This window comes from Bradyrhizobium centrosematis, from assembly GCF_045571495.1.
Lineage (GTDB): Bacteria > Pseudomonadota > Alphaproteobacteria > Rhizobiales > Xanthobacteraceae > Bradyrhizobium > Bradyrhizobium centrosematis.
In genome coordinates, this window is the sequence record NZ_CP120703.1 from 6,792,126 (window position 1) to 6,814,940 (window position 22,815).

At 65.5% G+C, this 22,815-nt stretch carries 20 protein-coding genes and 1 other RNA gene; 9 read left to right on the forward strand and 12 right to left on the reverse strand.

Translation table 11 applies throughout. The features are described from left to right. Window positions 1-34: 34 nt before the first annotated feature. From P6U31_RS32040 to P6U31_RS32070, 7 genes are all read right to left on the reverse strand, one after another. Window positions 35-502 (reverse strand): DUF1348 family protein, encoded by a 468-nt coding sequence (locus P6U31_RS32040; RefSeq protein ID WP_407185626.1) that lies wholly within the window; start codon window positions 500-502, stop codon window positions 35-37. A 93-nt stretch (window positions 503-595) separates the two neighbouring features. Next, window positions 596-1,045, reverse strand: a complete 450-nt coding sequence (gene ybgC / locus P6U31_RS32045) for a tol-pal system-associated acyl-CoA thioesterase (RefSeq protein ID WP_407185627.1) — start codon at window positions 1,043-1,045, stop codon at window positions 596-598. 68 nt (window positions 1,046-1,113) lie between these two features. Next, the gene (locus tag P6U31_RS32050) at window positions 1,114-2,034 is read right to left on the reverse strand and encodes a metallophosphoesterase (protein WP_407185628.1); all 921 of its coding nucleotides are present in this window, start codon (window positions 2,032-2,034) and stop codon (window positions 1,114-1,116) included. A 129-nt stretch (window positions 2,035-2,163) separates the two neighbouring features. Continuing rightward, entirely contained in the window at window positions 2,164-3,198 is a 1,035-nt protein-coding gene (ruvB, locus tag P6U31_RS32055) for a Holliday junction branch migration DNA helicase RuvB (RefSeq protein WP_407190012.1), read from the reverse strand. Window positions 3,199-3,218: 20 nt separating this feature from the next. Further along, window positions 3,219-3,836: a Holliday junction branch migration protein RuvA gene (ruvA, locus tag P6U31_RS32060; protein WP_254125428.1), complete on the reverse strand. Its 618-nt coding sequence runs from the start codon at window positions 3,834-3,836 to the stop codon at window positions 3,219-3,221. Between the two features lie 240 nt (window positions 3,837-4,076). Then, a complete protein-coding gene (gene ruvC, locus P6U31_RS32065) occupies window positions 4,077-4,604 on the reverse strand; it encodes a crossover junction endodeoxyribonuclease RuvC (RefSeq protein ID WP_407185629.1) in 528 nt (175 codons plus the stop codon). A 137-nt stretch (window positions 4,605-4,741) separates the two neighbouring features. Continuing rightward, window positions 4,742-5,488, reverse strand: coding sequence for a YebC/PmpR family DNA-binding transcriptional regulator (locus P6U31_RS32070; RefSeq protein WP_126261898.1), 747 nt, complete (start codon window positions 5,486-5,488; stop codon window positions 4,742-4,744). A 218-nt stretch (window positions 5,489-5,706) separates the two neighbouring features. On the opposite strand from P6U31_RS32070, the gene P6U31_RS32075 reads away from it, so the two are divergent. The 5 genes from P6U31_RS32075 to P6U31_RS32095 all read left to right on the forward strand — a co-directional run bounded on the left by P6U31_RS32075 (window position 5,707) and on the right by P6U31_RS32095 (window position 13,709). After that, entirely contained in the window at window positions 5,707-7,455 is a 1,749-nt protein-coding gene (locus P6U31_RS32075; protein ID WP_407185630.1) for a methyl-accepting chemotaxis protein, read from the forward strand. Between the two features lie 190 nt (window positions 7,456-7,645). Next, window positions 7,646-9,070: a methyl-accepting chemotaxis protein gene (locus tag P6U31_RS32080; RefSeq protein ID WP_407185631.1), complete on the forward strand. Its 1,425-nt coding sequence runs from the start codon at window positions 7,646-7,648 to the stop codon at window positions 9,068-9,070. Window positions 9,071-9,730: 660 nt separating this feature from the next. Beyond that, entirely contained in the window at window positions 9,731-10,195 is a 465-nt protein-coding gene (locus P6U31_RS32085; RefSeq protein ID WP_407185632.1) for a (2Fe-2S)-binding protein, read from the forward strand. Window positions 10,196-10,203: 8 nt separating this feature from the next. After that, on the forward strand, window positions 10,204-12,369 hold the full coding sequence (locus P6U31_RS32090; protein WP_407185633.1) for a molybdopterin cofactor-binding domain-containing protein: 2,166 nt from the start codon (window positions 10,204-10,206) through the stop codon (window positions 12,367-12,369). Then, window positions 12,366-13,709, forward strand: coding sequence for a c-type cytochrome (locus tag P6U31_RS32095; protein ID WP_407185634.1), 1,344 nt, complete (start codon window positions 12,366-12,368; stop codon window positions 13,707-13,709). Before P6U31_RS32090 ends, P6U31_RS32095 begins: the two co-directional genes overlap by 4 nt. A gap of 310 nt (window positions 13,710-14,019) precedes the next feature. On the opposite strand, the gene P6U31_RS32100 is transcribed toward P6U31_RS32095, so the two are convergent. The 5 genes from P6U31_RS32100 to P6U31_RS32120 form a co-directional block, all read right to left on the reverse strand. Next, window positions 14,020-14,844 carry a TIGR00282 family metallophosphoesterase gene (locus P6U31_RS32100; protein WP_407185635.1) on the reverse strand — a complete coding sequence of 275 codons (825 nt, stop codon included), beginning with the start codon at window positions 14,842-14,844 and terminating at the stop codon, window positions 14,020-14,022. Continuing rightward, on the reverse strand, window positions 14,822-15,418 hold the full coding sequence (locus tag P6U31_RS32105) for a 5-formyltetrahydrofolate cyclo-ligase (protein WP_407185636.1): 597 nt from the start codon (window positions 15,416-15,418) through the stop codon (window positions 14,822-14,824). Before P6U31_RS32105 ends, P6U31_RS32100 begins: the two co-directional genes overlap by 23 nt. A 189-nt stretch (window positions 15,419-15,607) precedes the next feature. Then, a non-coding RNA gene (ssrS, locus tag P6U31_RS32110) (6S RNA) lies at window positions 15,608-15,768 on the reverse strand. A 240-nt stretch (window positions 15,769-16,008) separates the two neighbouring features. Beyond that, window positions 16,009-16,392 (reverse strand): cell division protein ZapA, encoded by a 384-nt coding sequence (locus P6U31_RS32115; protein WP_128927912.1) that lies wholly within the window; start codon window positions 16,390-16,392, stop codon window positions 16,009-16,011. Beyond that, window positions 16,389-16,709 carry a DUF4164 domain-containing protein gene (locus P6U31_RS32120; protein WP_407190013.1) on the reverse strand — a complete coding sequence of 107 codons (321 nt, stop codon included), beginning with the start codon at window positions 16,707-16,709 and terminating at the stop codon, window positions 16,389-16,391. Before P6U31_RS32120 ends, P6U31_RS32115 begins: the two co-directional genes overlap by 4 nt. Window positions 16,710-17,082: 373 nt before the next feature. Between P6U31_RS32120 and tkt the strand changes: the two genes are divergently transcribed. The 4 genes from tkt (at window position 17,083) to fba (ending at window position 22,656) form a co-directional block, all read left to right on the forward strand. Next, window positions 17,083-19,068 (forward strand): transketolase, encoded by a 1,986-nt coding sequence (gene tkt, locus P6U31_RS32125; protein ID WP_407185637.1) that lies wholly within the window; start codon window positions 17,083-17,085, stop codon window positions 19,066-19,068. 151 nt (window positions 19,069-19,219) lie between these two features. After that, window positions 19,220-20,227, forward strand: coding sequence for a type I glyceraldehyde-3-phosphate dehydrogenase (gene gap / locus P6U31_RS32130; protein ID WP_407185638.1), 1,008 nt, complete (start codon window positions 19,220-19,222; stop codon window positions 20,225-20,227). A gap of 124 nt (window positions 20,228-20,351) precedes the next feature. After that, complete coding sequence (locus P6U31_RS32135; protein ID WP_407185639.1) at window positions 20,352-21,548, forward strand: phosphoglycerate kinase; 1,197 nt, start codon at window positions 20,352-20,354, stop codon at window positions 21,546-21,548. A 40-nt stretch (window positions 21,549-21,588) separates the two neighbouring features. Continuing rightward, window positions 21,589-22,656 carry a class II fructose-bisphosphate aldolase gene (gene fba, locus P6U31_RS32140; protein WP_407185640.1) on the forward strand — a complete coding sequence of 356 codons (1,068 nt, stop codon included), beginning with the start codon at window positions 21,589-21,591 and terminating at the stop codon, window positions 22,654-22,656. The last annotated feature ends 159 nt before the right edge of the window (window positions 22,657-22,815 follow it).

A 22,815-nucleotide genomic window follows, 5' to 3' on the forward strand; every position in this document is an offset into this window, starting at 1 on the left:
GCTCACCATGAGGAGAGAGAGTGTGGTGCTTGGCTCAGAACGGATCCGTTCCCAGTCCCGGCACATCGGCTGGCCGCGGGCCCGGCGCCGGCCAGTGAAACCTGCGGTCCTTCTCTGCGATCGCGATGTCGTTGATCGAGGCTTCGCGGCGCTTCATCAGACCGTGCTCGTCGAACTCCCACTGCTCGTTGCCGTAGGAGCGATACCACTGGCCCTTGCCATCGTGCCACTCGTACTGGAAGCGCACCGCGATGCGGTTCTCGTCAAACGCCCAGAGATCCTTGATGAGGCGATAGTCCTGCTCCTTCTCCCATTTGCGGGTGAGGAAGGCGACGATCGCTTCGCGGCCCTGAAACACCTCGGAGCGATTGCGCCAGCGGCTGTCCTCGGTGTAGGCAAGCGAGACGCGCACCGGATCGCGCGAATTCCAGGCATCCTCGGCCATGCGCGCCTTTTGCGCGGCGGTCTCTCGGGTGAAGGGCGGAAGCGGCGGGCGCGACATGATGGCCTCATCGGTTGATGGAGGCCGCAATCTATCGCTGCATCCGGCGGAGTCGATAGGCCATGACCGATCGGCCGATCACTTATCGGGCGATCAGGAAATCAAATCAGCCTTCATCAGCGTGCGGATCGATTTCGGGATCGGCTGGGCGCGGCCGCCGCTGATGAAGGCGACGCGGACCTCGGCTTTGACCAGCACGTCGTCACCGCGCCGCACCTCCTGCGCCAGCATGATCGAGGCGCCCTTCACCGCGACCGGCCAGGTCACGATGTCGAGCACGTCGTCCATCCGCGCGGGCTTGAGGAAGTCAAGATGCATCGAGCGCACCACGAAGGCGAAGCCCGCGCCTTCGGTCTCGGTCGGCTCGAACAGCGCCTGCTGCTCGGCGCCCATCAGCCTGAGATGATTGGTGCGTCCACGCTCCATGTAGCGCAGGTAATTGGCGTGATAGACGATGCCGGAGAAATCCGTGTCCTCGTAATAGACGCGGACCTGCATGTGGTGGCGGCCGTCGCGGATCTCGCCGTCGAGATGGGCTGTCACGTCGCGAGCCTCTTCGCTTGTCGGGTACCAGGCCGTTTTGCGCAAAAACAGCCGGAGGCGCAAGCGTGTTAGGACACAACCAGCCCGCCCCGGCCCAGCGTCACCTCGACGATCTCGGGCGGCACGCCCACCCGGACGGGCATGATGCTGCAACCGAGGCCGCCGGAGACGATGAGGTCGCATTTCAGGCGGAAGTGGCCATAGGCGAGCCGCAAGCCGTTCCTGGGCGCGACCGCCGGCGACCAGCCGAGCAGACGAACCTGGCCGCCATGGGTATGGCCGGACAACTGCAACGCGACGCGCGCGGGTACGAGCGGCGCAATATTGGGCTCGTGCGCGAGCAGGATGACCGGCGCATCGTCGGTGATCTTCGCCAACGTGGCGCTAAGATCGTCGGCACCGAAGTGCGCCGTGCTCCGGAAGCGCCGCGCCGGCAGGAACGCCAGCTGATCGCCGAGCCCGGCGAGCCAGAACGGGCGGCCGTCCTTGGTGAGGCGCACTGCATCGTTCTCGTAGACGGGAATGCCTGCCGCCTCCAGCGCCCGGTGCGCGACGGTCGGCCCGTGCCCTGCCCGCTGAACGCTCCTGTCGTCCCAATAATCGTGATTGCCCATGACGGCATGGACGCCGAGCGGCGCCTTGAGGCCGGCCAGCACCCTCGCCCATTCGCGCGAGGGAATCATGCGCATGACCTGATGCATGCCGGCGACATAGTCGCCGAGCAGCACGATCAGGTCCGCGTTCAGCGCGTTGGTGCGGTCGACGATCGACTCGATGCGCTCCAGCGACATCCAGGGATCGCAAGCGTGAATGTCGGCGATGACGGCGATCTTCAGCGGGAGATCTGCCGGCCACTGCCGCGGGGTCGGATGATAACGGGTGACGCGGAGCCGCAGCACCGGCTCGACACCGACGCCGTAAGCAGCGGTCGAGATGCCGAGGGCGGACAGGCCACCGATGGAACGGATGAGATGACGGCGCGTGATCATGGAAGCCCGATGATGATACGGCGTCTTGATGATATCCGATTGGAGCGGAATTGGGGTGCGTTCGTGCAGATCGTCTGCACGAGGTTAACGGAAATTCATCAAAGCCGGACCGGCGCGCGGTTCAGCAGATCACTCCTCGCTGTCATCCGTGCCGAACAGGCCGAACTGTGCCGCCGCATCGCGCGAGGGCTCGGCGATGCCGAGATGGCGGAAGGCGTGCGAGGTGAGCAGGCGGCCGCGCGGGGTGCGCTGGAGATAGCCGCACTGGATGAGATAGGGCTCGATGATGTCCTCGATCGCATCGCGTGGCTCGGACAGCGCCGCGGCCATGGTCTCGACGCCGACCGGACCGCCACCATAGTTGAGCGCGATGGTCGAGAGATAGCGGCGATCCATCGCATCGAGGCCGGCGGCGTCGACCTCGAGCGCGCTCAGCGCGTGGTCGGCGATCTTGCGGTCGATCGTGTCGGCATTCGCCGCCGAGGCGAAATCGCGCACGCGCCTCAGCAAGCGCCCGGCGATGCGCGGCGTGCCGCGGGCGCGGCGGGCGATCTCGTTGGCGCCGTCCGCGCTCATGCCGACATTGAGCACGCGCGCGCCGCGGCTGACGATGCTCTCGAGCTCCTCGATGGTGTAGAAATTGAGCCGCACCGGAATGCCGAAGCGATCGCGCAAGGGATTGGTGAGGAGCCCTGCGCGCGTGGTGGCGCCGACCAGGGTGAATTTCGACAGCTCGATCTTCACCGAGCGCGCCGCCGGACCTTCGCCGATGATGAGGTCGAGCTGGAAATCCTCCATCGCGGGATAGAGCACCTCCTCGACCGCCGGGCTCAGGCGATGGATCTCGTCGATGAAAAGCACGTCGCGCTCTTCGAGATTGGTCAGCAGCGCTGCGAGATCGCCGGCCTTGGCAATCACAGGACCCGAGGTGGCGCGAAAGCCGACGCCGAGCTCTTTCGCCACGATCTGCGCCAGCGTGGTCTTGCCGAGGCCGGGCGGTCCCACGAACAGCACGTGATCCAGCGCCTCGCCGCGCTTGCGCGCCGCCTCGATGAAGATCGAGAGATTCTTGCGCGCCTGCTGCTGGCCAACGAAATCGGACAGCGATTGCGGGCGCAGCGCAGTGTCGCCGACATCGTCGCTGCGGCGCTCGGGCGAGACCATGCGGCTGGCCTTGGGATCGCTCACTTCGCGAGCTCCTTCAGGCCGAGGCGGATAAGCTGCGCGGTCTCGGCGCCTTCACCCGCGCTGCGCGAGGCTGACGCAATCGCGGCCGCTGCCTGCGGCTGCCCGTAGCCGAGATTGACCAGCGCAGAGATCGCATCCGCCACGGGCCGCGGCGCGCGCTGGTCGTCGACGGCGCCGGCAAGATGCACGACGGCGGGATCGACATTGGCAAAGGCGGGCGCCTTGTCCTTCAATTCGGTGACGATGCGCTCGGCGACCTTGGGGCCGACGCCGGGCGTTCGCGACACCGCCGCCTTGTCACGCAGCGCAATGGCGTTGGCGAGATCGGCCGGCGCCAGCGTGCCGAGCACGGCGAGCGCGACCTTGGCGCCGACGCCCTGCACGGTCTGGAGCAGGCGAAACCATTCGCGCTCCTGGTCGGTGCGAAAGCCGAACAGCTTGATTTGATCCTCGCGGACGTAAGTCTCGATCGATAGCACGGCCGCTTCGCCCGGCGATGGCAGATGCTGCAGCGTGCGCGACGAGCAATGCACCTGATACCCGACACCGCCGACGTCGAGAATGACGAAATCCTCGCCATAGGAATCGATCAGGCCCTTGAGCTTGCCGATCATCGCTGCGCACCCACTGCCTGAACGCCGCACGGCAATGTCTGTCCGTTCCCTCCCCCGTTGTGGGGGAGGGTCAGGGAGGGGGGTGCCAGACGGGGACTCTCTCGAAGCCGCGAGAATGGCGTGCGCAGGTCACCAACGACGGCGACACCGCCGGTGCGGCTACCCCTGTCCCCACCCCTCCCCCACAAGGGGGGAGGGAGCGCACCGTCCATGCGGCTCATCTGTGCCTCGCAACGCGCATTAGAGTCCCGCCACCTTGAGCCGAAGCGCGGTGCTCTGGCGGTGATGGGCATGGGTGATGGCGATGGCGAGCGCGTCCGCGGCGTCGGCTGACGGCGGCTCGGCCTTGGGCAGAAGAATCTTCAGCATCATCGCGATCTGGGCCTTCTCGGCGTGGCCGGCACCGACAACGGTCTTCTTGACCTGATTGGGCGCGTATTCGGCCACCGTGATGCCGAACATTGCGGGCGCCAGCATGGCGACGCCGCGAGCCTGACCGAGCTTCAGCGTCGCAACGCCGTCCTTGTTGACGAAGGTCTGCTCGACTGCAGCCTCCACCGGCTGATGGTTCGAGAGCACGGCGGCCAGCCCTTCGTGGATCGCGAGCAGCCGGCTCGCCAGCGGCAAATCGTTCGGCGGTTCCACCGAGCCGCAGGCCACATAGATCAGGCGGTTGCCGTCAGCCTCGATCACGCCCCAGCCGGTGCGGCGCAGGCCGGGGTCGATGCCGATGATGCGGACGGGAGCGCGAATCGGGAGTGCGGTCATGGGCCAGTGATAGCCGCTGGCCGGGAGGAGCGAAACAGAAACAGAACAGAAGTAACAGGGGAAGTGGGCCCAGTCGCCTCCAGCGCGCGCGGCGCTGTGGGCGCACCGCTTCGCGCTGCGCCGCGTCCGAGACGGCGCTACCCGCCCATCTTCGCCATCAGCGCGTCCGACACCTCGAAATTGGCGTAGACGTTCTGGACGTCGTCGTGCTCGTTGAGCAAATCCATCAGCTTGAGCAGCTTCTCGCCGGTTTCGTCGTCCACCGCGACCGTATTCTGTGGCTTCCAGATCAAGGCGGCCTTGCGCGGCTCGCCGAACTTGGCTTCTAGCGCCTTGGCGACGTCGCGATAGCCTTCGGTCGAGGCGTAGATCTCGTGGCCACCCTCGCCGGACACAACGTCGTCGGCACCGGCCTCGATCGCGGCATCCAGCACCGCGTCGTCGGAGGCGACGCTGCGGTCGTATTCGATGATGCCGGTGCGGTCGAACATGAACGACACCGAGCCGGTTTCGCCGAGATTTCCGCCGGATTTGGTGAAGAAGGAGCGGATGTCGGAGGCAGCGCGGTTGCGGTTGTCGGTCAGCGCCTCGACGATGACCGCGACGCCACCGGGGCCATAACCCTCGTAGCGGATCTCGTCATAGTTCTCGCCGTCGCTGCCGAGTGCCTTCTTGATGGCGCGCTCGATATTGTCCTTCGGCATGTTCTCCTGGCGCGCGGCAATCACGGCAGCGCGCAGACGGGGGTTCATGGCAGGGTCGGGCGTGCCCAGCTTGGCGGCGACGGTGATTTCCCGCGCCAGCTTGCCGAACAGCTTCGACTTCTGGGCATCCTGCCGCCCCTTGCGGTGCATGATGTTCTTGAATTGGGAATGTCCGGCCATGCGTGGTCTCTTGAGGAATCGTCAGCCAAAGATGAGCGTGGGAAGCGCGGCCTTATAGGCCGCCACCCCACCGGAATCAAAGGGATCTGCTGCCCCGAGGTAGCAGTGTAAAGGTAGCCACCGTAATCGCCGGTGCCTAGAGGTCGGGCATCGTTAACCCTGATTTCATTCCGGCCTGCGAAAATAGCGTCCGACCGTTCCCCGACAAGAGAGAGCTGATGGCGTTCGGACTATTTCGGAAGCGTCTGCCGGACCCGGCTGCGCCGGTGGCCGCCCCGCCGGCTCCGCAGGCGGCGGTCCAATCCGAGCCCGCGGCCGCGGCCGAAACCGATTCGGCACGGGAAATCCTGGAGCTGCTGGAACTCGAGCTCGGCGCCATGATCCGCCAGCTCGAACGCGCCGCCAATTCGGTGGCCGGCGGCGCCGAGGCGACTGCGGCGACCCTTGCCGCCATTCGCGACCGCACCGATGCCCTGACCGGCCGGACCAACGCCGCCCAATCGACCGCATCCACCTTCGCCCTTGCCGCCGACAAGTTCACCCAGTCCGCCCTTGGCATCGGGACGCAGGTTCGCGAGGCCGGCAAGCTCGCCGACGAGGCCAGCGCCGCGGCGCAGGAAGCCCGCGCCAACGTCGACCGCCTGCGCGAATCCTCCGCCGCCATCGGCAACGTCGTCAATCTGATCGCGCAGATCGCGCGGCAGACCACGCTGCTCGCCCTCAACTCGACCATCGAGGCGGCGCGCGCGGGCGCTGCGGGAAAGGGTTTTGCGGTCGTCGCCACAGAGGTCAAGGCGCTCGCGGTGCAGACCCAGAGCGCGACGGAAGAGATCACGAAGAAGATCGACGCACTGCAGCGCGACGCCGCGGGCTCCGCCGATGCCGTGCACCGCATCTCGCAGGCGATCGAAGCGATCCGCCCGGTGTTCGAGACCGTCAACGGCGCGGTCGCCGAGCAGAACGCCACCACCAGCGAAGTCTCCGGCAACGCCGCCAGCGCCTCCGAGTTCATCGTCTCGGTCGGGGAGAGCGCGGCCGAGATCGATGCCGCGACCAAGGCAGCCGAAAGCCACGGCGAAAACGTCGCCAGCGCCGGCAAGGCCGTCACCACCTTTGCGCAAAAGCTGAAATCGCGTTGCGCCGTGCTGCTGCGCCAGAGCGCGCACGACGACCGGCGCAAGACCGAACGGCTGCCCTGCCATCTCAAATTCGAGAGCGCCCGCGGCGTGATGCCGGTCTACGAAATCGCGATGGACGGCGTCTTGATCGGCGGCGCAGATGCCGGCCGGCTTGCGCCGCAAGCGATGATCGATGGCACCCTCGAGGACGTCGGCGCCTGTCGCCTGCGCGTGGTCGAGCAATCCAAGGCCGGCGCGCGCGCGCAATTCGCCAGCCCCACTGCCGAGCTCAAGGAGAAGATCGAGGACAAGCTCTGGTCGATCCACGAGGAGAACACCGAGTTCGTCACCCGCGCGATGGAGGCGGGCAACGCACTGACCAAGATCTTCGAGCAGGCGGTCGCGCGCGGCGAGATCGGGATCGACGACCTCTTCGACACCGACTATGTCGAAATCGCCGGAACCAATCCGCAGCAATTCCGCACCAAATATCTCGACTGGGCCGACCGCGCCTTGCCGCCGTTCCAGGAGGCCTTCCTGGCGAAGGACCAGCGCATGGCGTTCTGCGCCATGGTCGACCGCAACGGCTTCCTGCCGGTGCACAACAAGATCTATTCGCATCCGCAACGGCCGGGCGATGTCGCCTGGAACACCGCCAATAGCCGCAACCGGCGGATATTCAACGATCCGGCAGGGCTTGCCGCCGCACGCAACCTGCGATCGTACTTGGTCCAGAGCTATGCGCGCGACATGGGCAACGGGAATACGGTGATGATGCGCGAGATCGACGTCCCGATCCGCGTGCAGGGCCGGCACTGGGGTGGATTCCGCACCGCTTACAAGCTCTAGGGCGAGGGTGCGGAAAACCGCGCCGCTTCCTCTCAAAAGGGCCCCCCTCGGAACAGACAAAGAAGGCGCGAACTGCGCCTGAGTGCACGCTCAGGCAAGACGCCGATCGCGAATCATCTTCTAGAGTTCGGGCTGGAATGGGAATGCCACCGTGAGCCGGGGTGCGGCTCTGACTGGAGGACTCATCGACATGTCCGTCGCACAAATTGCCGTCATGGACACCGGCTCCAACCGCACGCTGGCTGAACGCCTGATCGATCAGCTTGCCGACCGCATCGGCGGCCTCGGCGTAGAACTGGCCGATATCGCCGGCAACGTCCAGGACGTCGCAAATCGCGTCGCCAACCAATCCGAACGGTTCCATCACCTGCAGAAGACGGCCGAGACGATGGTCTCGGCCAACCACGACATTGCCAATGCATCGCAGGCCGTGCAAACCACCACCTCCGCGGCGGTCGGCGAGATCACGCAGTCGCGCAGCGCCGTCGACAGCGCGGTCAGCCACATCTCCGAGCTCGTCGCAGCGGTGGAGCGGATCGAGGCGCGCCTCAGCGCCGTCGGCTCGGCGCTGGCGCAGGTCGCGAAAGTGTCCGGCTCGATCGAGGCGATCGCCAAGCAGACCAATCTGCTGGCCCTAAACGCCACCATCGAAGCCGCCCGCGCCGGCAATGCCGGCCGCGGCTTTGCGGTGGTCGCAAGCGAGGTGAAGAACCTTGCCGAGGCGACCCGCCAGGCCACGCACCAGATCTCCGACACCGTGCGCGATCTCGACGGCCAGATCGAAGGCCTGATCGGCGAGAGCAGCGACGCCTCCCAGCGCGCCAAGACCGCGGGCGAAGGCGCGCAAGCGATCTCCGGCATCATCTCGCGCGTTCAGCAGGGGTTCGCCTCCGTGGAAGCGGAGATCGACAACGTCACGCGCGCCGCAACGTCCAACCTCGGACATTGCGACACCGTGATCAGCGAGCTCAACGAGCTCGCCAAGGGCGTCGACCTCTCCTCGCGCGACCTCAAGCACGCCGACGAGCGGGTGGCGAAGCTGCTCGACACATCGGAGGGTCTGATCGCGCTGATCGCCGACAGCGGCGTGGAGACGTCGGACACCCCGCTGATCCGTGTCGTGGTCGAGACAGCGAAGCGGATCTCGGCCGAGTTCGAGGCGGCGATCGATCGCGGCGAGATCACGCTCGATCAGCTCCTGGACGAGACCTATCGCGAAATTCCCGGCACCGATCCGAAACAGTACCTCACCGACTATGTCGAGTTCACCGACCGCGTGCTGCCCGCGATCCAGGACCCGATCCAGAAATCCGATCCGCGCATCGTCTACTGCGTCGCCTGGGCGAGGAGCGGCTATCTGCCGACCCACAACCCGAACTACCGGCTGCCGCAGGGCAAGGACCCGGTCTGGAACAACGCCAACTGCCGCAACCGCCGCCTGTTCAACGACCGCACGGTGAAGAAGGTCGCAGCCAATACCAAGCCATTCCTGCTCCAGACCTATCGCCGCGACATGGGCGGCGGACAGTTCGTGCTGATGAAGGACCTGTCCTCGCCGATCATGATCCGCGGCAAGCACTGGGGCGCCTTCCGGATGGGCTTTCGGCAAGGCTGACGGCGGGCGACAAGGGCGCTCGATCAAAAAGCTGAAAAACAACCCCATGCACAGTAGCCGCAGCGCGCGAAATCAATGGCTTACGTGGACAGGCCGTGGCCCGTTTTGACTTGTCGGGCAACACAGGCGCATAATGCCAATATTCCGAAATTTCGTATGCCGGCTTGGCGAGGCCTGAGCAAGCGCCTCGTCCTTCGAGACGACCGCTTTCAGCGGTCTCCTCAGGATGAGGCTAGGTGGGATCGGTGCTCGTCCAAACTACGGCCTCACCCTCGGTCCTCATCCTGAGGGCCCGCCGGAGGCGGGCGTCTCGAAGGATGGCAGCAGGAGAGGTTCGCCGTCGCGCGGCTCTCCGATCACAAGACTTTCCCAATCGCACGACTTTCGTCATCGCACGATTTTTCGCATTCACACGATCATCTGCTGCGATCGACGGCACGCGCGACGAAAATGCGTCAAAACATGACGATGATCATATCAATTAGCCCTTAAAGCCTGCAGCGATCGCCGCACAAATTCGTGAACGTCATGGTCTTCCGCTTCGATCGCGCAAATATGCATTGCTGCGATTTTGGAAGCTTCAACGTTTCGCGTCGGTATGATTATGGTCGCGCGCAAATCGCCGAGCGCCGCGAGCGTTCGTCGAGCAAGGGGATGCACATGGCAACAACTCTCACCATCAACGGCGAAACGAAATCGTTCGACGCGCCACCGGACATGCCGCTGCTGTGGGTGCTGCGCGACATCCTCGGCATGACCGGCACCAAGTTCGGCTGCGGCATCGCGCAATGCGGCGCCTGCACGGTGCATGTCGACGGCAAGGCCGTGCGCTCCTGCGTGTTGCCGGTAAGCGCCGTCGTGAACCGCGCCATCACCACCATCGAACATGTCGGCAGCACGCCGGCGGGCGCCAAGGTGCAGAAGGCCTGGCTCGAGGCCGAAGTGATCCAGTGCGGCTATTGTCAGTCCGGCCAGATCATGGCGGCCGCCGCGCTGCTGGCGACGACGCCGAACCCCGACGATTCCGACATCGATGCCGCGATGGCCGGCAACATCTGCCGCTGCGGCACCTATGTGCGCATCCGCGAGGCCATCAAGCAGGCCGCGAACGGCCGTCAATCGTGAGCTCCGCCATGAACGCACACAACAACGTCTCCCGCCGCGCGCTTCTGACCGGCGGTCTCGCCAGCGGCTTCCTGCTCGCCTTCCATCTGCCGCTGCGCGCCGCCCCCAACGAGCCGCCGCAGCGCGATGTGACCGACGGCAAGTTCGCGCCCAACGCCTTCATCCGCATCGACCAGACCGGCCGCACCATCCTAATGATGCCGCAGGTCGAGATGGGCCAGGGCACCTACACCTCGATCTCGGCCGTGATCGCCGAGGAGCTCGATGCGGACTGGAGCAAGGTCGAGGTGCAGCACGCCCCGCCCAACGACAAGCTCTATGGCAATCCGACTTTCGGCCTTCAGGTCACCGGCAACTCGAACTCGATCCGCGCCTGGTGGCTGCCGCTGCGCAAGGCCGGCGCGACGGCGCGCGCGATGCTGGTCCAGGCTGCGGCCAGCCAGTGGGGCGTCGCGCCATCGAGCTGCACCGCGTCGAAGGGTGAGGTCGCGCACGCCGCGAGCGGCCGCAAGCTGGGCTATGGCGAGCTGGCGCTTGCAGCCCAGAGCCAGACACCGCCGAAAGACGTCGCGGTCAAGGACCCCAAGGATTTCGTCCTCATCGGCCAGCCGCTGAAGCGGCTCGACACGCCGGACAAGGTCAACGGCAAGGCCGTCTACGGCATCGACGCGATCCTGCCGGGCATGAAGATCGCAGCGATTGCCAATTGCCCGGTGTTCGGCGGCAAGGTCGGCAAGGTCGACGACAGCGCGGCAACGAAGGTCGCCGGCGTGCACAAGGTCGTCGTGCTCGACGACGCTGTCGCGGTGATCGGCGATCACATGTGGGCCGCGAAGAAAGGTCTCGAAGCGCTCAAGATCGAGTGGAACGAGGGACCGAACTCTGAGATTTCCACGAAAGATATCTGGGGCGATCTGCGCAAGGCCAGCGAGAAGGATGGTGCGGTCGCAAAATCCGAGGGCGATATCGCCAAGGCGCTCGCCAGCGGCGACAAGTTCGAGGCGGCCTACGAGCTGCCGTTCCTCGCCCACGCCTCGATGGAGCCGATCAATGCGACCGTCCACGTCAGGCCTGATGCCTGCGAGATCTGGACCGGCACGCAGATCATGACCCGCGTGCAGTCGGAGGCCGCAAAGGCCGCCGGTCTTCCCGTCGACAAGGTGATCGTCAACCAGCATCTGCTCGGCGGTGGCTTCGGCCGCAAGCTCGAGCCCGATATGGTGGTCGCGGCGGTCAAGATCGCCAAGCAGGTCGACTATCCCGTGAAGGTGGTGTGGACCCGCGAGGAGGACATCCAGCACGACGTCTATCGCCCGGTCTATCGCGACCAGATCACGGCGTCGCTGGTGGACGGCAAGGTCGCAGGCTGGAAGTACAAGGTCGCGGGCTCCGCGGTGCTCGCGCGCTGGCTGCCGCCGGCGTTCCAGAAGGGCATCGACATCGATGCGATCGACGCCGCGGTCGATGCTCCCTATGACTTCGCCAATTTCCACGTCGAATACGTTCGCGCCGAGCCTCCGGCAGTGCCGACCGGCTTCTGGCGCGGCGTCGGCCCGAACAACAACGTGTTCGCGGTCGAATGCGCGATGGACGAGCTGGCGCGCAAGACCGGCAAGGACCCGATCGAATTCCGCAAGTCCATGCTGACCAAGAACCCGCGCATGCTCGCGGTGCTGGGCCAGGTCGCCGAAAAATCCGGCTGGGGTCAACCTTTGCCGCCGCGCGTCGGGCGCGGCGTCTGCGTGCAACCGTCTTTCGCAAGCTTCATCGCGACCGTGGTGGAAGCCGAGATCGACGACATCGGCGAGATCACGCTCCGCCGCGTCACCTCGGTGGTGGACACCGGCATCGCGGTCAACCCCGATACGGTGAAAGCGCAGATCGAGGGCGGGTTGATCTTCGGCCTCACCGCCGCGCTTTATGGCGAGATCACCATCGAGAAGGGCCGCGTGCAGCAGTCGAACTTCCATGACTACCGCATGATGCGCATCAACGAGACGCCGAAGATCGAGGTGTTCGTCGTCAAAAGCGGCGAGGCCCCCGGCGGTATCGGCGAGGCCGGCGTCAATGCCGGGCCGCCTGCACTGCGCAACGCCATTCTTGCAGCAACCGGCGTGACGCTACGCCGCTTGCCGATCGATCGGAAATTGCTAGCCGTGGGGAAGAAGGCATGAGCGGCAAGATGCGTATCTTCATTGGCATCGTCGTCATCGCCATCGTGGCGATCGGAATCGGCGTCTTCGCCATTCGCGGGCCCGGCCCGCTCGATTTTGCCGGCGGACCCAAGGTGGCGCTGGCGGATTACCGCGCCGGCAAGCCGACCGGCGTGCCTGCCAAGCTGGAGAAGGCGAGCCTGGTCGAACGCGGCGAGTATCTCGCCAAGGCGGCCGACTGCATGGTCTGCCACACCAAGCCGGGCGAGAAGGAGTATTCCGGTGGGCTCGCGTTCAAGCTGCCGTTCGGCACGCTCTATTCCACCAACATCACGCCGGACAAGGACACCGGCATCGGCAATTATAGCGATCAGGACTTTCTGAACGCAGTCCAGCACGGCAAGCGCCGCGACGGCGCCCGGCTCTATCCGGCCATGCCCTACACGTCTTACACGTTCATGACCGACGAGGACGTGCTGGCGGTGAAGGCCTATCTGTTCAGCCTGCCGCCGGTGCGCGCGAGGGGACCGGACAATACGCTGTCGTTCCCATTCAACCAGCGCGGGGCGATGATCGTCTGGTCGGCCGTGTTCAATCCGGACACGCGCTTTGCGCCCGACACGTCGAAAAGTCCGGAGTGGAACAGAGGTGCGTATCTTGCCGAGGCGCTGGCGCATTGCGGCGAATGCCACACCCCGCGCAATCTCGGCTTTGCGCTCGACAATCGCAGGAAGTTCGCCGGTGCCATTACGGCCGGCTGGCGCGCTTTCAACATCTCCTCCGACAAAGCCACGGGTCTCGGCAATTGGAGCGATCAGGATTTGATCTCCTATCTGTCGGTCGGCCACGCGCCGGGCCACGGCTCGGCCTCGGGCCCGATGGGCGAAGCCGTCGATCATAGCTTCAGCCAGTTCGCGCCAGAGGACATCCGCTCGATCGTTGCTTACTTGCGCAGCGTGCCGCCGCAGCCCTCGCCCGATCTGCCCGCCACGACCGCGCCGGTCGCGCCCGCCTCGCACCGCGACGGTGTCACGGCGGACGCGCGCGGCAAGAAGGTGTTCGCCAGCGCCTGCGCCAGCTGTCACGGCTGGAGCGGCGAGAGCCCGGTCTCTCCGATGGCGACGCTGACCGGCACCTGGGCCGTCAACGACCCCGCCGCCACCAACGTCGCGCAGATCGTGATCTCGGGCACCAAGCGGCATACGCCTGACGGTGCGCTGTCGATGCCGGCGTTCGGCAATGCCTATACCGACGACGAGATCGCGGCGGTCGCGAACTATGTCACGGCGCGGTTCGGTGCGAAGGGCTCGAAGCTGACGGCGAAGGATGTCGCGGAGTTGAGAGGGCAGACCGCGGAGTAGCGCTGTCTCTTACCGTCTGCTCGAGGCAGGGCTATCTCATATGTGTGCACGATGCGTCGGCAGTGGCAGTCGGCTCCCTCTCCCGCTTGCGGGGGAGGGCTGGGGTGGGGGCTGTCTCCGCATTGGGATTGTCGAGAATTGGGGAAAATGCCCCCGACTGGCGAAAGCCCTCACCCGCCGCGCTCTGCGAGCGCGTCGGCCTCTCCCGCAAGCGGGAGAGGCGGAGCAAGCCCGCGGTCCTCGCGAAATCCATATGCGATAGCCCTGCCCTCCAGGGGAGGGTGGGCAGCGGCGTTCGTCGTGGCTTCGTTCAGCTCAACCAGAATCTTGGCGTCGCCGGCTCCAGCCGGCCACCGACGCGCACCGGCGCGATCTTCAGGGCGAGGCCCGTCGCATCGTCCGTCTCCACGGCGACGCCGCTGAGCGTTGCCGCACCCGCTGCCGGCTCGAAGCGGCCGGACGGAATGCCTGATGTGAACCGCCGCAGCGGCTCTTCCTTCTGCATGCCGATGATGGAGTCGTAGTCACCGGTCATGCCGGCGTCGGTCATGTAGGCGGTGCCGCCTGACAGGATCTGGTGGTCAGCGGTCGGCACATGCGTGTGCGTGCCGACGACGAGGCTGGCGCGGCCGTCGCAGAAGAAGCCGATGCCCTGCTTCTCGCTCGACGCCTCGCAGTGGAAATCGACGACGATAGCATCCGCGGCAACGCCGAGCGGACAGGCCCCTAGCTCGCGCTCCAGGGCCGCGAAGGGATCGTCGAATGGAGTCATGAAGACGCGCCCCAAGGCGTTGACGACGAGTGCGTGCTTGCCGTTCTTGGTCTCGACCAAGGCGGCGCCGCGGCCGGGGGTGCCACGCGGATAGTTGGCGGGGCGCACCAGGCGGTCGGCGCGCTCGATGAACACGAGGGCTTCGCGCTGGTCCCAGGAGTGGTTGCCGAGCGTCACCGCATCGGCGCCGGCCTCGATGAATTCCTGATAAATCGCTTCCGTGATGCCGAAGCCGCCGGCCGAATTCTCGCCATTCACGACGACGAAATCGAGTGACCAGTCCTTGACCATGCCAGGCAGATATTCGGCGACGGCCTCACGTCCGCTACGGCCGACGACGTCACCCACGAAGAGAATGCGCAACTTCAGAACTCCGGAAATCGAACACGTCCGATTCCGTTAGCACATAATCCAGCGCGACGTCGTGCGATAGTGCCGGAACCGCCTTGATCTCCTGCGCTGCGAAAGCGAGCCCGACACCGACGATGTGCTTGGTTTTGCGCAAATGCGCGAAGGTGAAATCGTAATGCCCCGCACCATAGCCGATGCGATGGCCGAGGCGATCGAACGCCGCGAGCGGCGTCAGCATGATGTCGGGAATGACTTCGGCGGCTGCCGGCGACGGCTCGGGAATGCCGAGCGGGCCGAGCATCAGCCGGTCGTTCGGATGGAAGATGCGGAAGATCAGGGCCTGGCCGCGCGCGGTGACGCAGGGCAGCGCCAGTCTGGCGCCCTCCTCCGCGAGCCTCGTGAGCAGCGGCATCGGATCGATCTCGCTGCGGATCGGCGCGTAGCCGGAGACGATGCTGCCGGGCAGCAGCTTGAACGGCAGCCCGCGCCTGGCAAGCTTTGCGGCGGCGGCGATGCGCTTCTTCTCGCTCAAGGCGTCGCGCGCCGCGAGGGCTTTGGCGCGGAGTTCGGCTTTGGTGTTGGGCATGTGCTTTGGTCCCCCACGTCATCATCCGCACGTGCGGATGATCCAGTATTCCAGAAGCGGTGGTGATTTACACAAGGGCCGCGGCGTACTGGATGCCCGGCCCACGTGCGCAATTGCGCACCAGGGGAGCATGACACCTGTTGAATTGGCCGCAGTCATTTCGACAGGCACAAACCAAGCAGACATAAGTGCGAAGCCGCGTACGCCGTTGAAGCACTCGATCCCGGAGTTCCCTACGAAAGTAGGTGGGCACCATATGTCCGGGCCCACGGGCCCGGCCAGGGACAGTTCCCTAAAGGATCGATAAGGCCCCGGGGATATATGGCTCCTGACGCACGTCGCAGCCTCGCTTGCGCAATGTAACAACGATACTGACGAATCGCCAGTGCGGCGCAGGCTCGCTTTCTTACCCTCCCCTGGAGGGGGAGGGTCGGCTCACATGGAGCGCAGCGAAATGTGAGACGGGGTGGGGTGACGGTCTCTCCACCTTGCACACTGCCCGTGCGGAGAGATCACCCCACCCCGCTCGCGCTGCGCGCGATCGACCCTCCCCCTCCAGGGGAGGGTAAGGCGCGCGGCCACGTCGAGTTCTACCCGATCGCGATCCCGCCGCCGACGGTGCGGTTCAGGACCTGGGTCGATTTCTCGATGCGCTCGGCGGCGGCGTTGAGCGCGTTCACCACGGCGGTCTGCGTCATGCGGGCGCGCTCGACGGCGGCGTTGCGGAAATCCCGGAGCTCGGTCAGCTCCTGCTCCAGGCTGCGGACGCGGTTGCTGGTGTCGACCAGCTCGTCGCAGACGGTCAGCGCGGCCATCACGGTGAGGCGTGCGTCGCCGATCTCGCCGAATTTTCCGCGCAGCGACTGGATGCGTGTCTCCAGCGTTTCGGCGAGCTTGAGCAGCCGCACCTCCTGGCCTTCCTCGCAGGCCATGCGGTATTGCCGGCCGTTGATGGTGACGTTGATGTGGCTCATCCATCCTCTCCGGTATCGAGCACCGAGCGAATCGTGACGATCGCGGAATCCAGCCGGTCGGAGATCTCGCGATTGGTACGCTCGAGCCTGCGTGCCTTCACCAGCGCGCCATCGAGCTCATCGGCAAGCCGCGAGCGGTCCGCGCCCAGCGCCTGAATGCGCGCCGCGAGCTCGTTCTCGTCGCGATCGGCATCACGTCGCCGCTCCACCGCGCTTTCGAGCGCGTCGAGCGCTGCCATCAGCCTGCGGGTCGCGATCTCGATCTCGACCGCGGAGGACTCCGTCATGGCGGCACTGTTGGACACGCGATCGTTCATGTAGTCAGCGGTGGAACCTGGCGGCCTTTGCCCAGTGGCCTTTTCCTGGGGCTTGCCGTCCGGCAAAAGACTCGGTTCGGCAAGCGGTTAGAAGCAGAAATTTACGTGGCAAGCTAGCCAAGCGCAACGCCGCCGCGAAACTATGCACCGATAGATCGGACCGAGGTCGTCCGGCGGCGCGCGTTTCTCCCGCGCAAGAGCCCGGCGAAAACCGATCTCCACAGAGGCAACTTTTGCGGCCGAATCGGCGTTTGACTGCCTTGGACTCCCGGAACCGAGGTGCTATCCCAGCCCCGACCTTCAGTGGCCGCCAGGCTCCTCCCGCGCGGGCGTACATCGCCTCCAAGCGCCTCATTTCAGACGGATTTCAGACATGACGCAGGTCGATCACACCCGTATGGCCAACGCGATCCGCGGCCTATCGATGGACGCCGTCGAGAAGGCGAAATCGGGTCATCCCGGCCTGCCGATGGGTGCCGCCGACATCGCCACGGTGCTGTTCACGCAATTCCTGAAATTCGACGCCGCCGCGCCCGCCTGGCCGGATCGCGACCGCTTCGTGCTCTCGGCCGGTCACGGCTCGATGCTGCTCTATTCGCTGCTGTATCTCACTGGCAATTCCGAGATGACGCTGGACCAGATCAAGCAGTTCCGCCAGGTCGACTCGCTCACCCCGGGACATCCGGAGAACTTCCGCACCAAGGGCATCGAGACCACGACCGGACCGCTCGGCCAGGGCATCTCGACTGCGGTGGGCATGGCGCTCGCCGAGAAGATGCTCGCGGCCGAGTTCGGCAAGAAGATCGTCGACCACCACACCTATGTGCTCGCCTCCGACGGCGACCTGATGGAAGGCGTGTCGCAGGAAGCGATCGCGATGGCCGGCCACTGGAAGCTTGGCAAGCTGATCGTGCTCTACGACGACAACGGCATCTCGATCGACGGCCCGACCTCGATCGCCGATTCCGTCGACCAGGTGAAGCGCTTCAAGTCGGCGGGCTGGGCCGCCGAGAAGATCGACGGCCATGACCAGGCTGCGATCGCGGCTGCAATCACCCGCGCGCAAAAATCCAACAAGCCGACGCTGATCGCCTGCCGAACCACGATCGGCTTCGGCGCGCCGCATAAGGCCGGCACGGCGAAGGTGCATGGCGAAGCGCTCGGCGCCGACGAGCTCAAGGCCGCCAAGGAAAATCTCGGCATCTCGCTCGAGCCGTTCTCGGTGCCCGATGACGTGCTGAAGGCGTGGCGCGCGGCCGGCAGCCGCGGCGCCGCGGCACGGCAGGAATGGGAAGCACGCCTGGGTGAGCTCGGCAGCCGCAAGCGCGCCGAGTTCGAGCGCCGACTGCGTCACGAGCGCCCCGCTTCGCTCGCCAAGGCCGTGCGCGCCTACAAGAAGGAGCTGCTGGAAAAGCCGATGACGGCGGCGACCCGCAAGTCGTCCGAAGCGGTGATCGAAGTGATCGCCGGCGCGATGCCGATGGAATTCCTGGCAGGCTCGGCCGACCTCACCGGCTCCAACAACAACAAGGCGAAATCGGCGACCGCCTTCTCGGCCAAGACGCCGAAAGGCCGCTTCATCCATTATGGCATCCGCGAGCACGGCATGGCGGCTGCGATGAACGGCATCTTCCTGCACGGCGGCTTCGCGCCGAACGGCGCGACGTTCCTTGTCTTCACCGACTATGCGCGGCCTGCGATGCGCCTCGCCGCCCTGATGGGCGCCGGCGTCGTTTACGTCATGACCCATGACTCGATCGGTCTCGGCGAAGACGGTCCGACCCATCAGCCGGTCGAGCATCTCGCCGCGCTCAGAGCCATTCCCAACATGCGCGTATTCCGTCCCTGCGATGCGATGGAAGTCGCCGAGTGCTGGGAGCTTGCGCTGAACCGCGTCGATGGCCCGACCGTGCTGGCGTTGACCCGCCAGAACCTGCCGCAGCTGCGTACCACCGCACCGAACGACAATCCCTGCGCGGCGGGCGCCTATGAACTGGTCGCCGCCCAGGGCGAAGCCAAGGTGACGCTGTTCGCCTCCGGCTCCGAGGTCGAGATCGCGGTTGCCGCCCAGAAGCAGCTCACTGAGCGCGGCATCGCGTCACGGGTGGTCTCTGTTCCCTCGCTCGAGCTGTTGTTAGCGCAACCAGAGGCCAAGCGCGCCGCCATCATCGGCAACGCGCCGGTCAAGGTTGCGATCGAGGCCGCGGTGCGCTGGGGCTGGGATGCCGTGATCGGCCAGGATGGTGAATTCATCGGCATGCATTCCTTCGGTGAAAGCGGCCCTGCAAAGGAGCTTTACAAGCATTTCGGCATTACCGCCGAGGCCGCGGTTAACGCTGTGCTGAAGCGCGTTTCCTGAGAGTTGAGCTTGCCGCAAAAAAGGACTACCTAGTCTCCCATATGATCAAGCACCGCCCGGCCGAACCGGGCGCCCGCCCCTAAAAAAACCCTCGCAGGCGCGCCAACCGCGCGTTGTGCGGGATGACAACGGTCATTGAAGGAGACGAAACATGGCAGTCCGCGTCGGAATTAACGGTTTTGGCCGCATCGGCCGCAACGTCCTGCGGGCTATCGCCGAGTCAGGTCGCAAGGACATCGAGGTCGTCGGCATCAACGATCTCGGCCCGGTCGAGACCAACGCTCATCTGCTTCGTTTCGACAGCGTCCATGGCCGCTTCCCCGGCACCGTGACCGTCGATGGCGACTCGATCAGCCTCGGCAACGGCAAGATCAAGGTCACTGCCGAACGCGATCCCTCGAAGCTGCCCTGGAAGGATCTCGGCGTCGACATCGCGCTGGAATGCACCGGCATCTTCACCTCGAAGGACAAGGCCTCCGCGCACCTGACCGCCGGCGCCAAGCGCGTGCTGGTCTCCGCGCCCGCCGACGGCGCCGATGCCACCATCGTCTACGGCGTCAATCATGACACGCTGACGAAGGATCATCTGGTCGTCTCCAACGGTTCCTGCACCACCAACTGCCTCGCGCCGGTCGCCAAGGTGCTGAACGACCTCGTCGGCATCGAGACCGGATTCATGACCACGATCCACGCCTATACCGGCGACCAGCCGACGCTGGACACGCTGCACAAGGATCTCTACCGCGGCCGCGCCGCGGCGATGTCGATGATCCCGACCTCGACCGGCGCTGCGAAGGCGATCGGCCTCGTGCTGCCTGAATTGAAGGGCAAGCTCGACGGCGTCGCGATCCGCGTGCCGACCCCGAACGTCTCGGTGGTCGACCTCAAGATCGTCGCCAAGCGCGCCACCGATGCCAAGGAAGTCAACGCGGCGATGAAGCGCGCCTCCGAGCAGCAGCTCAAGGGCATCCTCGGCTACACCAACGCGCCCAACGTCTCGATCGACTTCAACCACGACCCGCACTCCTCCACCTTCCACGAGGACCAGACCAAGGTGCAGAACGGTACCTTGGTGCGGGTGATGTCCTGGTACGACAACGAGTGGGGCTTCTCGAACCGCATGGCGGACACCGCCGTCGCCATGGCGAAGGTGATCTGACCACGCTGCGATTTCGTCATTCCGGGCTGGTCCGCAGGACCAGACCCGGAATCTCGAGATTCCGGGTTCGCCCTTCGGGCGCCCCGGAATGACCTCCTAGAGGCCCGGGACAAGGAAGCGTCAGATGACCAACAAATTCCGCACCCTCGACGACGTCGACGTGAAGGGCAAGCGCGTGCTGCTGCGCGTCGACCTCAACGTGCCCATGGACAATGGCCGCGTCAGTGACACGACCCGGCTCGAGCGCGTGGCGCCGACCATCACCGAGCTTGCCGACAAGGGCGCCAAGGTCATCCTGCTGGCGCATTTCGGCCGGCCGAAGGGGCGCGATGCCAAGGACTCGCTCAAGCCGGTCGCCGAGGCGCTGGCGAAGGTGGTGAAGAAGCCGGTCGGCTTCGCGGACGACTGCATCGGCGAGCCCGCGGCCACGGCGGTTGCCGGCTTGAAGGATGGCGACATCCTGTGCCTCGAAAACACCCGCTTCCACAAAGAGGAAGAAAAGAACGATCCGGCCTTCGTCGCGGAATTGGCAAAGCTCGGCGACATCTGGGTCAATGACGCATTCTCGGCGGCGCACCGCGCCCATGCCTCGACCGAAGGCCTCGGTCACAAGCTGCCGGCCTATGCCGGCCGCACCATGCAGGCCGAGCTGGACGCGCTGGAGAAGGCGCTGGGCTCGCCGACCAAGCCTGTCATCGCCATCATCGGCGGCGCAAAGGTCTCGACCAAGATCGACCTTTTGGAAAATCTCGTGAGCAAGGTGGACGCGCTCGTGATCGGCGGCGGCATGGCCAACACCTTCCTGCACGCCCGGGGCGTCGCGATCGGCAAGTCGCTGGCCGAGAAGGATCTCGCACCGACGGCACTGCGCATCATGGAGAAGGCGGAAGCCGCCAATTGCGCCATCATCCTCCCCGTCGATGCCACCGTCGCCTATCATTTCGCGGCGAACGCGCCGTCGCATGCCTATGGCCTCGATGCTATTCCGGCTGACGGCATGATCCTCGACGTCGGTCCGCAATCGGTCGCGCGCGTTCACGCCGCGATCGACGACGCCGCGACGCTGGTCTGGAACGGCCCGCTCGGCGCGTTCGAGATGCAGCCGTTCGACCGCGGCACGGTCGCGGCCGCCAAGCACGCCGCCGAGCGCACCAAGGCCAAGAAGCTGATCTCGATCGCGGGCGGCGGCGACACCGTCGCGGCGCTCAACCAGGCCCATGTGGCTGGTGACTTCACCTATGTCTCGACCGCCGGTGGCGCATTCCTCGAATGGATGGAAGGCAAGCCCCTGCCCGGCGTTGAAGTTCTGCGGATCAAGTAAGCAAGCGGCCCTTGCAGGCCCCAACGGGAGAAAAAGACAGATGGCTCGGATCACGTTACGTCAACTGCTCGACCATGCGGCGGAGAACGATTACGGCGTACCGGCCTTCAACATCAACAACATGGAGCAGGCGCTGGCGATCATGGATGCGGCCAACCAGGTCGACGCACCGGTCATCATCCAGGCCTCGCGCGGTGCGCGCTCCTACGCCAACGACGTCATGCTCAAGCACATGATGGACGCGGTGACCGAGATCTATCCGCACATTCCCGTCTGCGTGCATCTCGACCACGGCAACGAGCCGGCGACCTGCATGACCGCGATCCAGGCCGGCTTCACCTCGGTGATGATGGACGGCTCGCTCAAGGCCGACGGCAAGACCCCCGGCGACTGGGGCTACAATGTCGGCGTCACCAAGACCGTGACCGACATGGCCCATCTCGGCGGCATCTCGGTCGAGGGCGAGCTCGGCGTGCTCGGCTCGCTCGAGACCGGCATGGGCGACAAGGAAGACGGCCACGGCGCCGAAGGCAAGCTCAGCCACGACCAGCTCCTGACCAATCCGGACGAGGCCGTGAAGTTCGTCAAGGAGACCAAGGTCGACGCGCTCGCGATCGCGATGGGGACGTCGCACGGCGCTTACAAATTCACCCGCAAGCCCGACGGCGACATCCTCGCCATGAACGTGATCGAGGAGATCCACCGCAAGCTGCCGAACACGCACCTCGTCATGCACGGCTCGTCCTCTGTGCCGCAGGAGCTGCAGGACATCATCAACGCCTATGGCGGCAAGATGAAGCCGACCTGGGGCGTGCCAGTGGCCGAGATCCAGCGCGGCATCAAGAACGGCGTGCGCAAGATCAACATCGACACCGACAACCGCATGGCGATGACCGGGCAGATCCGGAAAGTCCTCAAGGACAGCCCGGAAGAGTTCGACCCGCGCAAATACCTGAAGCCGGCGATGGAAGCCATGACCAAGCTGTGCAAGCAGCGCCTGCAGGAGTTCAATACCGCAGGCCAGGCCTCCAAGATCAAACGCGTGCTGACCACCGCCGAGATGGCCAAGCGCTACGCCAAGGGCGAACTCGACCCCAAGGTCGCGTGAGGGCCGACACCGCCCGGGCTCCACTTGCAGCAGGGCTGTCATAGGTAGAGATCCACGAGAGGTCGTCATGCCCGGGCTTGTCCCGGGCATCCACGTTCTTGGGGGCCCGGAGCAAGGCGTGGATGGCCGGGACAAGCCCGGCCATGACGCTGTGGATGC

What these genes read in the sequence shown, in the direction of transcription:
- P6U31_RS32040 (WP_407185626.1), bottom strand. Translation starts at nt 502, where the DNA reads ATGTCGCGCCCGCCGCTTCCGCCCTTCACCCGAGAGACCGCCGCGCAA.
- P6U31_RS32050 (WP_407185628.1), bottom strand. Translation starts at nt 2,034, where the DNA reads ATGATCACGCGCCGTCATCTCATCCGTTCCATCGGTGGCCTGTCCGCC.
- ruvB (WP_407190012.1), bottom strand. Translation starts at nt 3,198, where the DNA reads ATGGTCTCGCCCGAGCGCCGCAGCGACGATGTCGGCGACACTGCGCTG.
- ruvA (WP_254125428.1), bottom strand. Translation starts at nt 3,836, where the DNA reads ATGATCGGCAAGCTCAAGGGCCTGATCGATTCCTATGGCGAGGATTTC.
- ruvC (WP_407185629.1), bottom strand. Translation starts at nt 4,604, where the DNA reads ATGACCGCACTCCCGATTCGCGCTCCCGTCCGCATCATCGGCATCGAC.
- P6U31_RS32070 (WP_126261898.1), bottom strand. Translation starts at nt 5,488, where the DNA reads ATGGCCGGACATTCCCAATTCAAGAACATCATGCACCGCAAGGGGCGG.
- P6U31_RS32075 (WP_407185630.1), top strand. Translation starts at nt 5,707, where the DNA reads ATGGCGTTCGGACTATTTCGGAAGCGTCTGCCGGACCCGGCTGCGCCG.
- P6U31_RS32080 (WP_407185631.1), top strand. Translation starts at nt 7,646, where the DNA reads ATGTCCGTCGCACAAATTGCCGTCATGGACACCGGCTCCAACCGCACG.
- P6U31_RS32085 (WP_407185632.1), top strand. Translation starts at nt 9,731, where the DNA reads ATGGCAACAACTCTCACCATCAACGGCGAAACGAAATCGTTCGACGCG.
- P6U31_RS32090 (WP_407185633.1), top strand. Translation starts at nt 10,204, where the DNA reads ATGAACGCACACAACAACGTCTCCCGCCGCGCGCTTCTGACCGGCGGT.
- P6U31_RS32095 (WP_407185634.1), top strand. Translation starts at nt 12,366, where the DNA reads ATGAGCGGCAAGATGCGTATCTTCATTGGCATCGTCGTCATCGCCATC.
- P6U31_RS32105 (WP_407185636.1), bottom strand. Translation starts at nt 15,418, where the DNA reads ATGCCCAACACCAAAGCCGAACTCCGCGCCAAAGCCCTCGCGGCGCGC.
- P6U31_RS32115 (WP_128927912.1), bottom strand. Translation starts at nt 16,392, where the DNA reads ATGAGCCACATCAACGTCACCATCAACGGCCGGCAATACCGCATGGCC.
- P6U31_RS32120 (WP_407190013.1), bottom strand. Translation starts at nt 16,709, where the DNA reads ATGAACGATCGCGTGTCCAACAGTGCCGCCATGACGGAGTCCTCCGCG.
- tkt (WP_407185637.1), top strand. Translation starts at nt 17,083, where the DNA reads ATGACGCAGGTCGATCACACCCGTATGGCCAACGCGATCCGCGGCCTA.
- gap (WP_407185638.1), top strand. Translation starts at nt 19,220, where the DNA reads ATGGCAGTCCGCGTCGGAATTAACGGTTTTGGCCGCATCGGCCGCAAC.
- P6U31_RS32135 (WP_407185639.1), top strand. Translation starts at nt 20,352, where the DNA reads ATGACCAACAAATTCCGCACCCTCGACGACGTCGACGTGAAGGGCAAG.
- fba (WP_407185640.1), top strand. Translation starts at nt 21,589, where the DNA reads ATGGCTCGGATCACGTTACGTCAACTGCTCGACCATGCGGCGGAGAAC.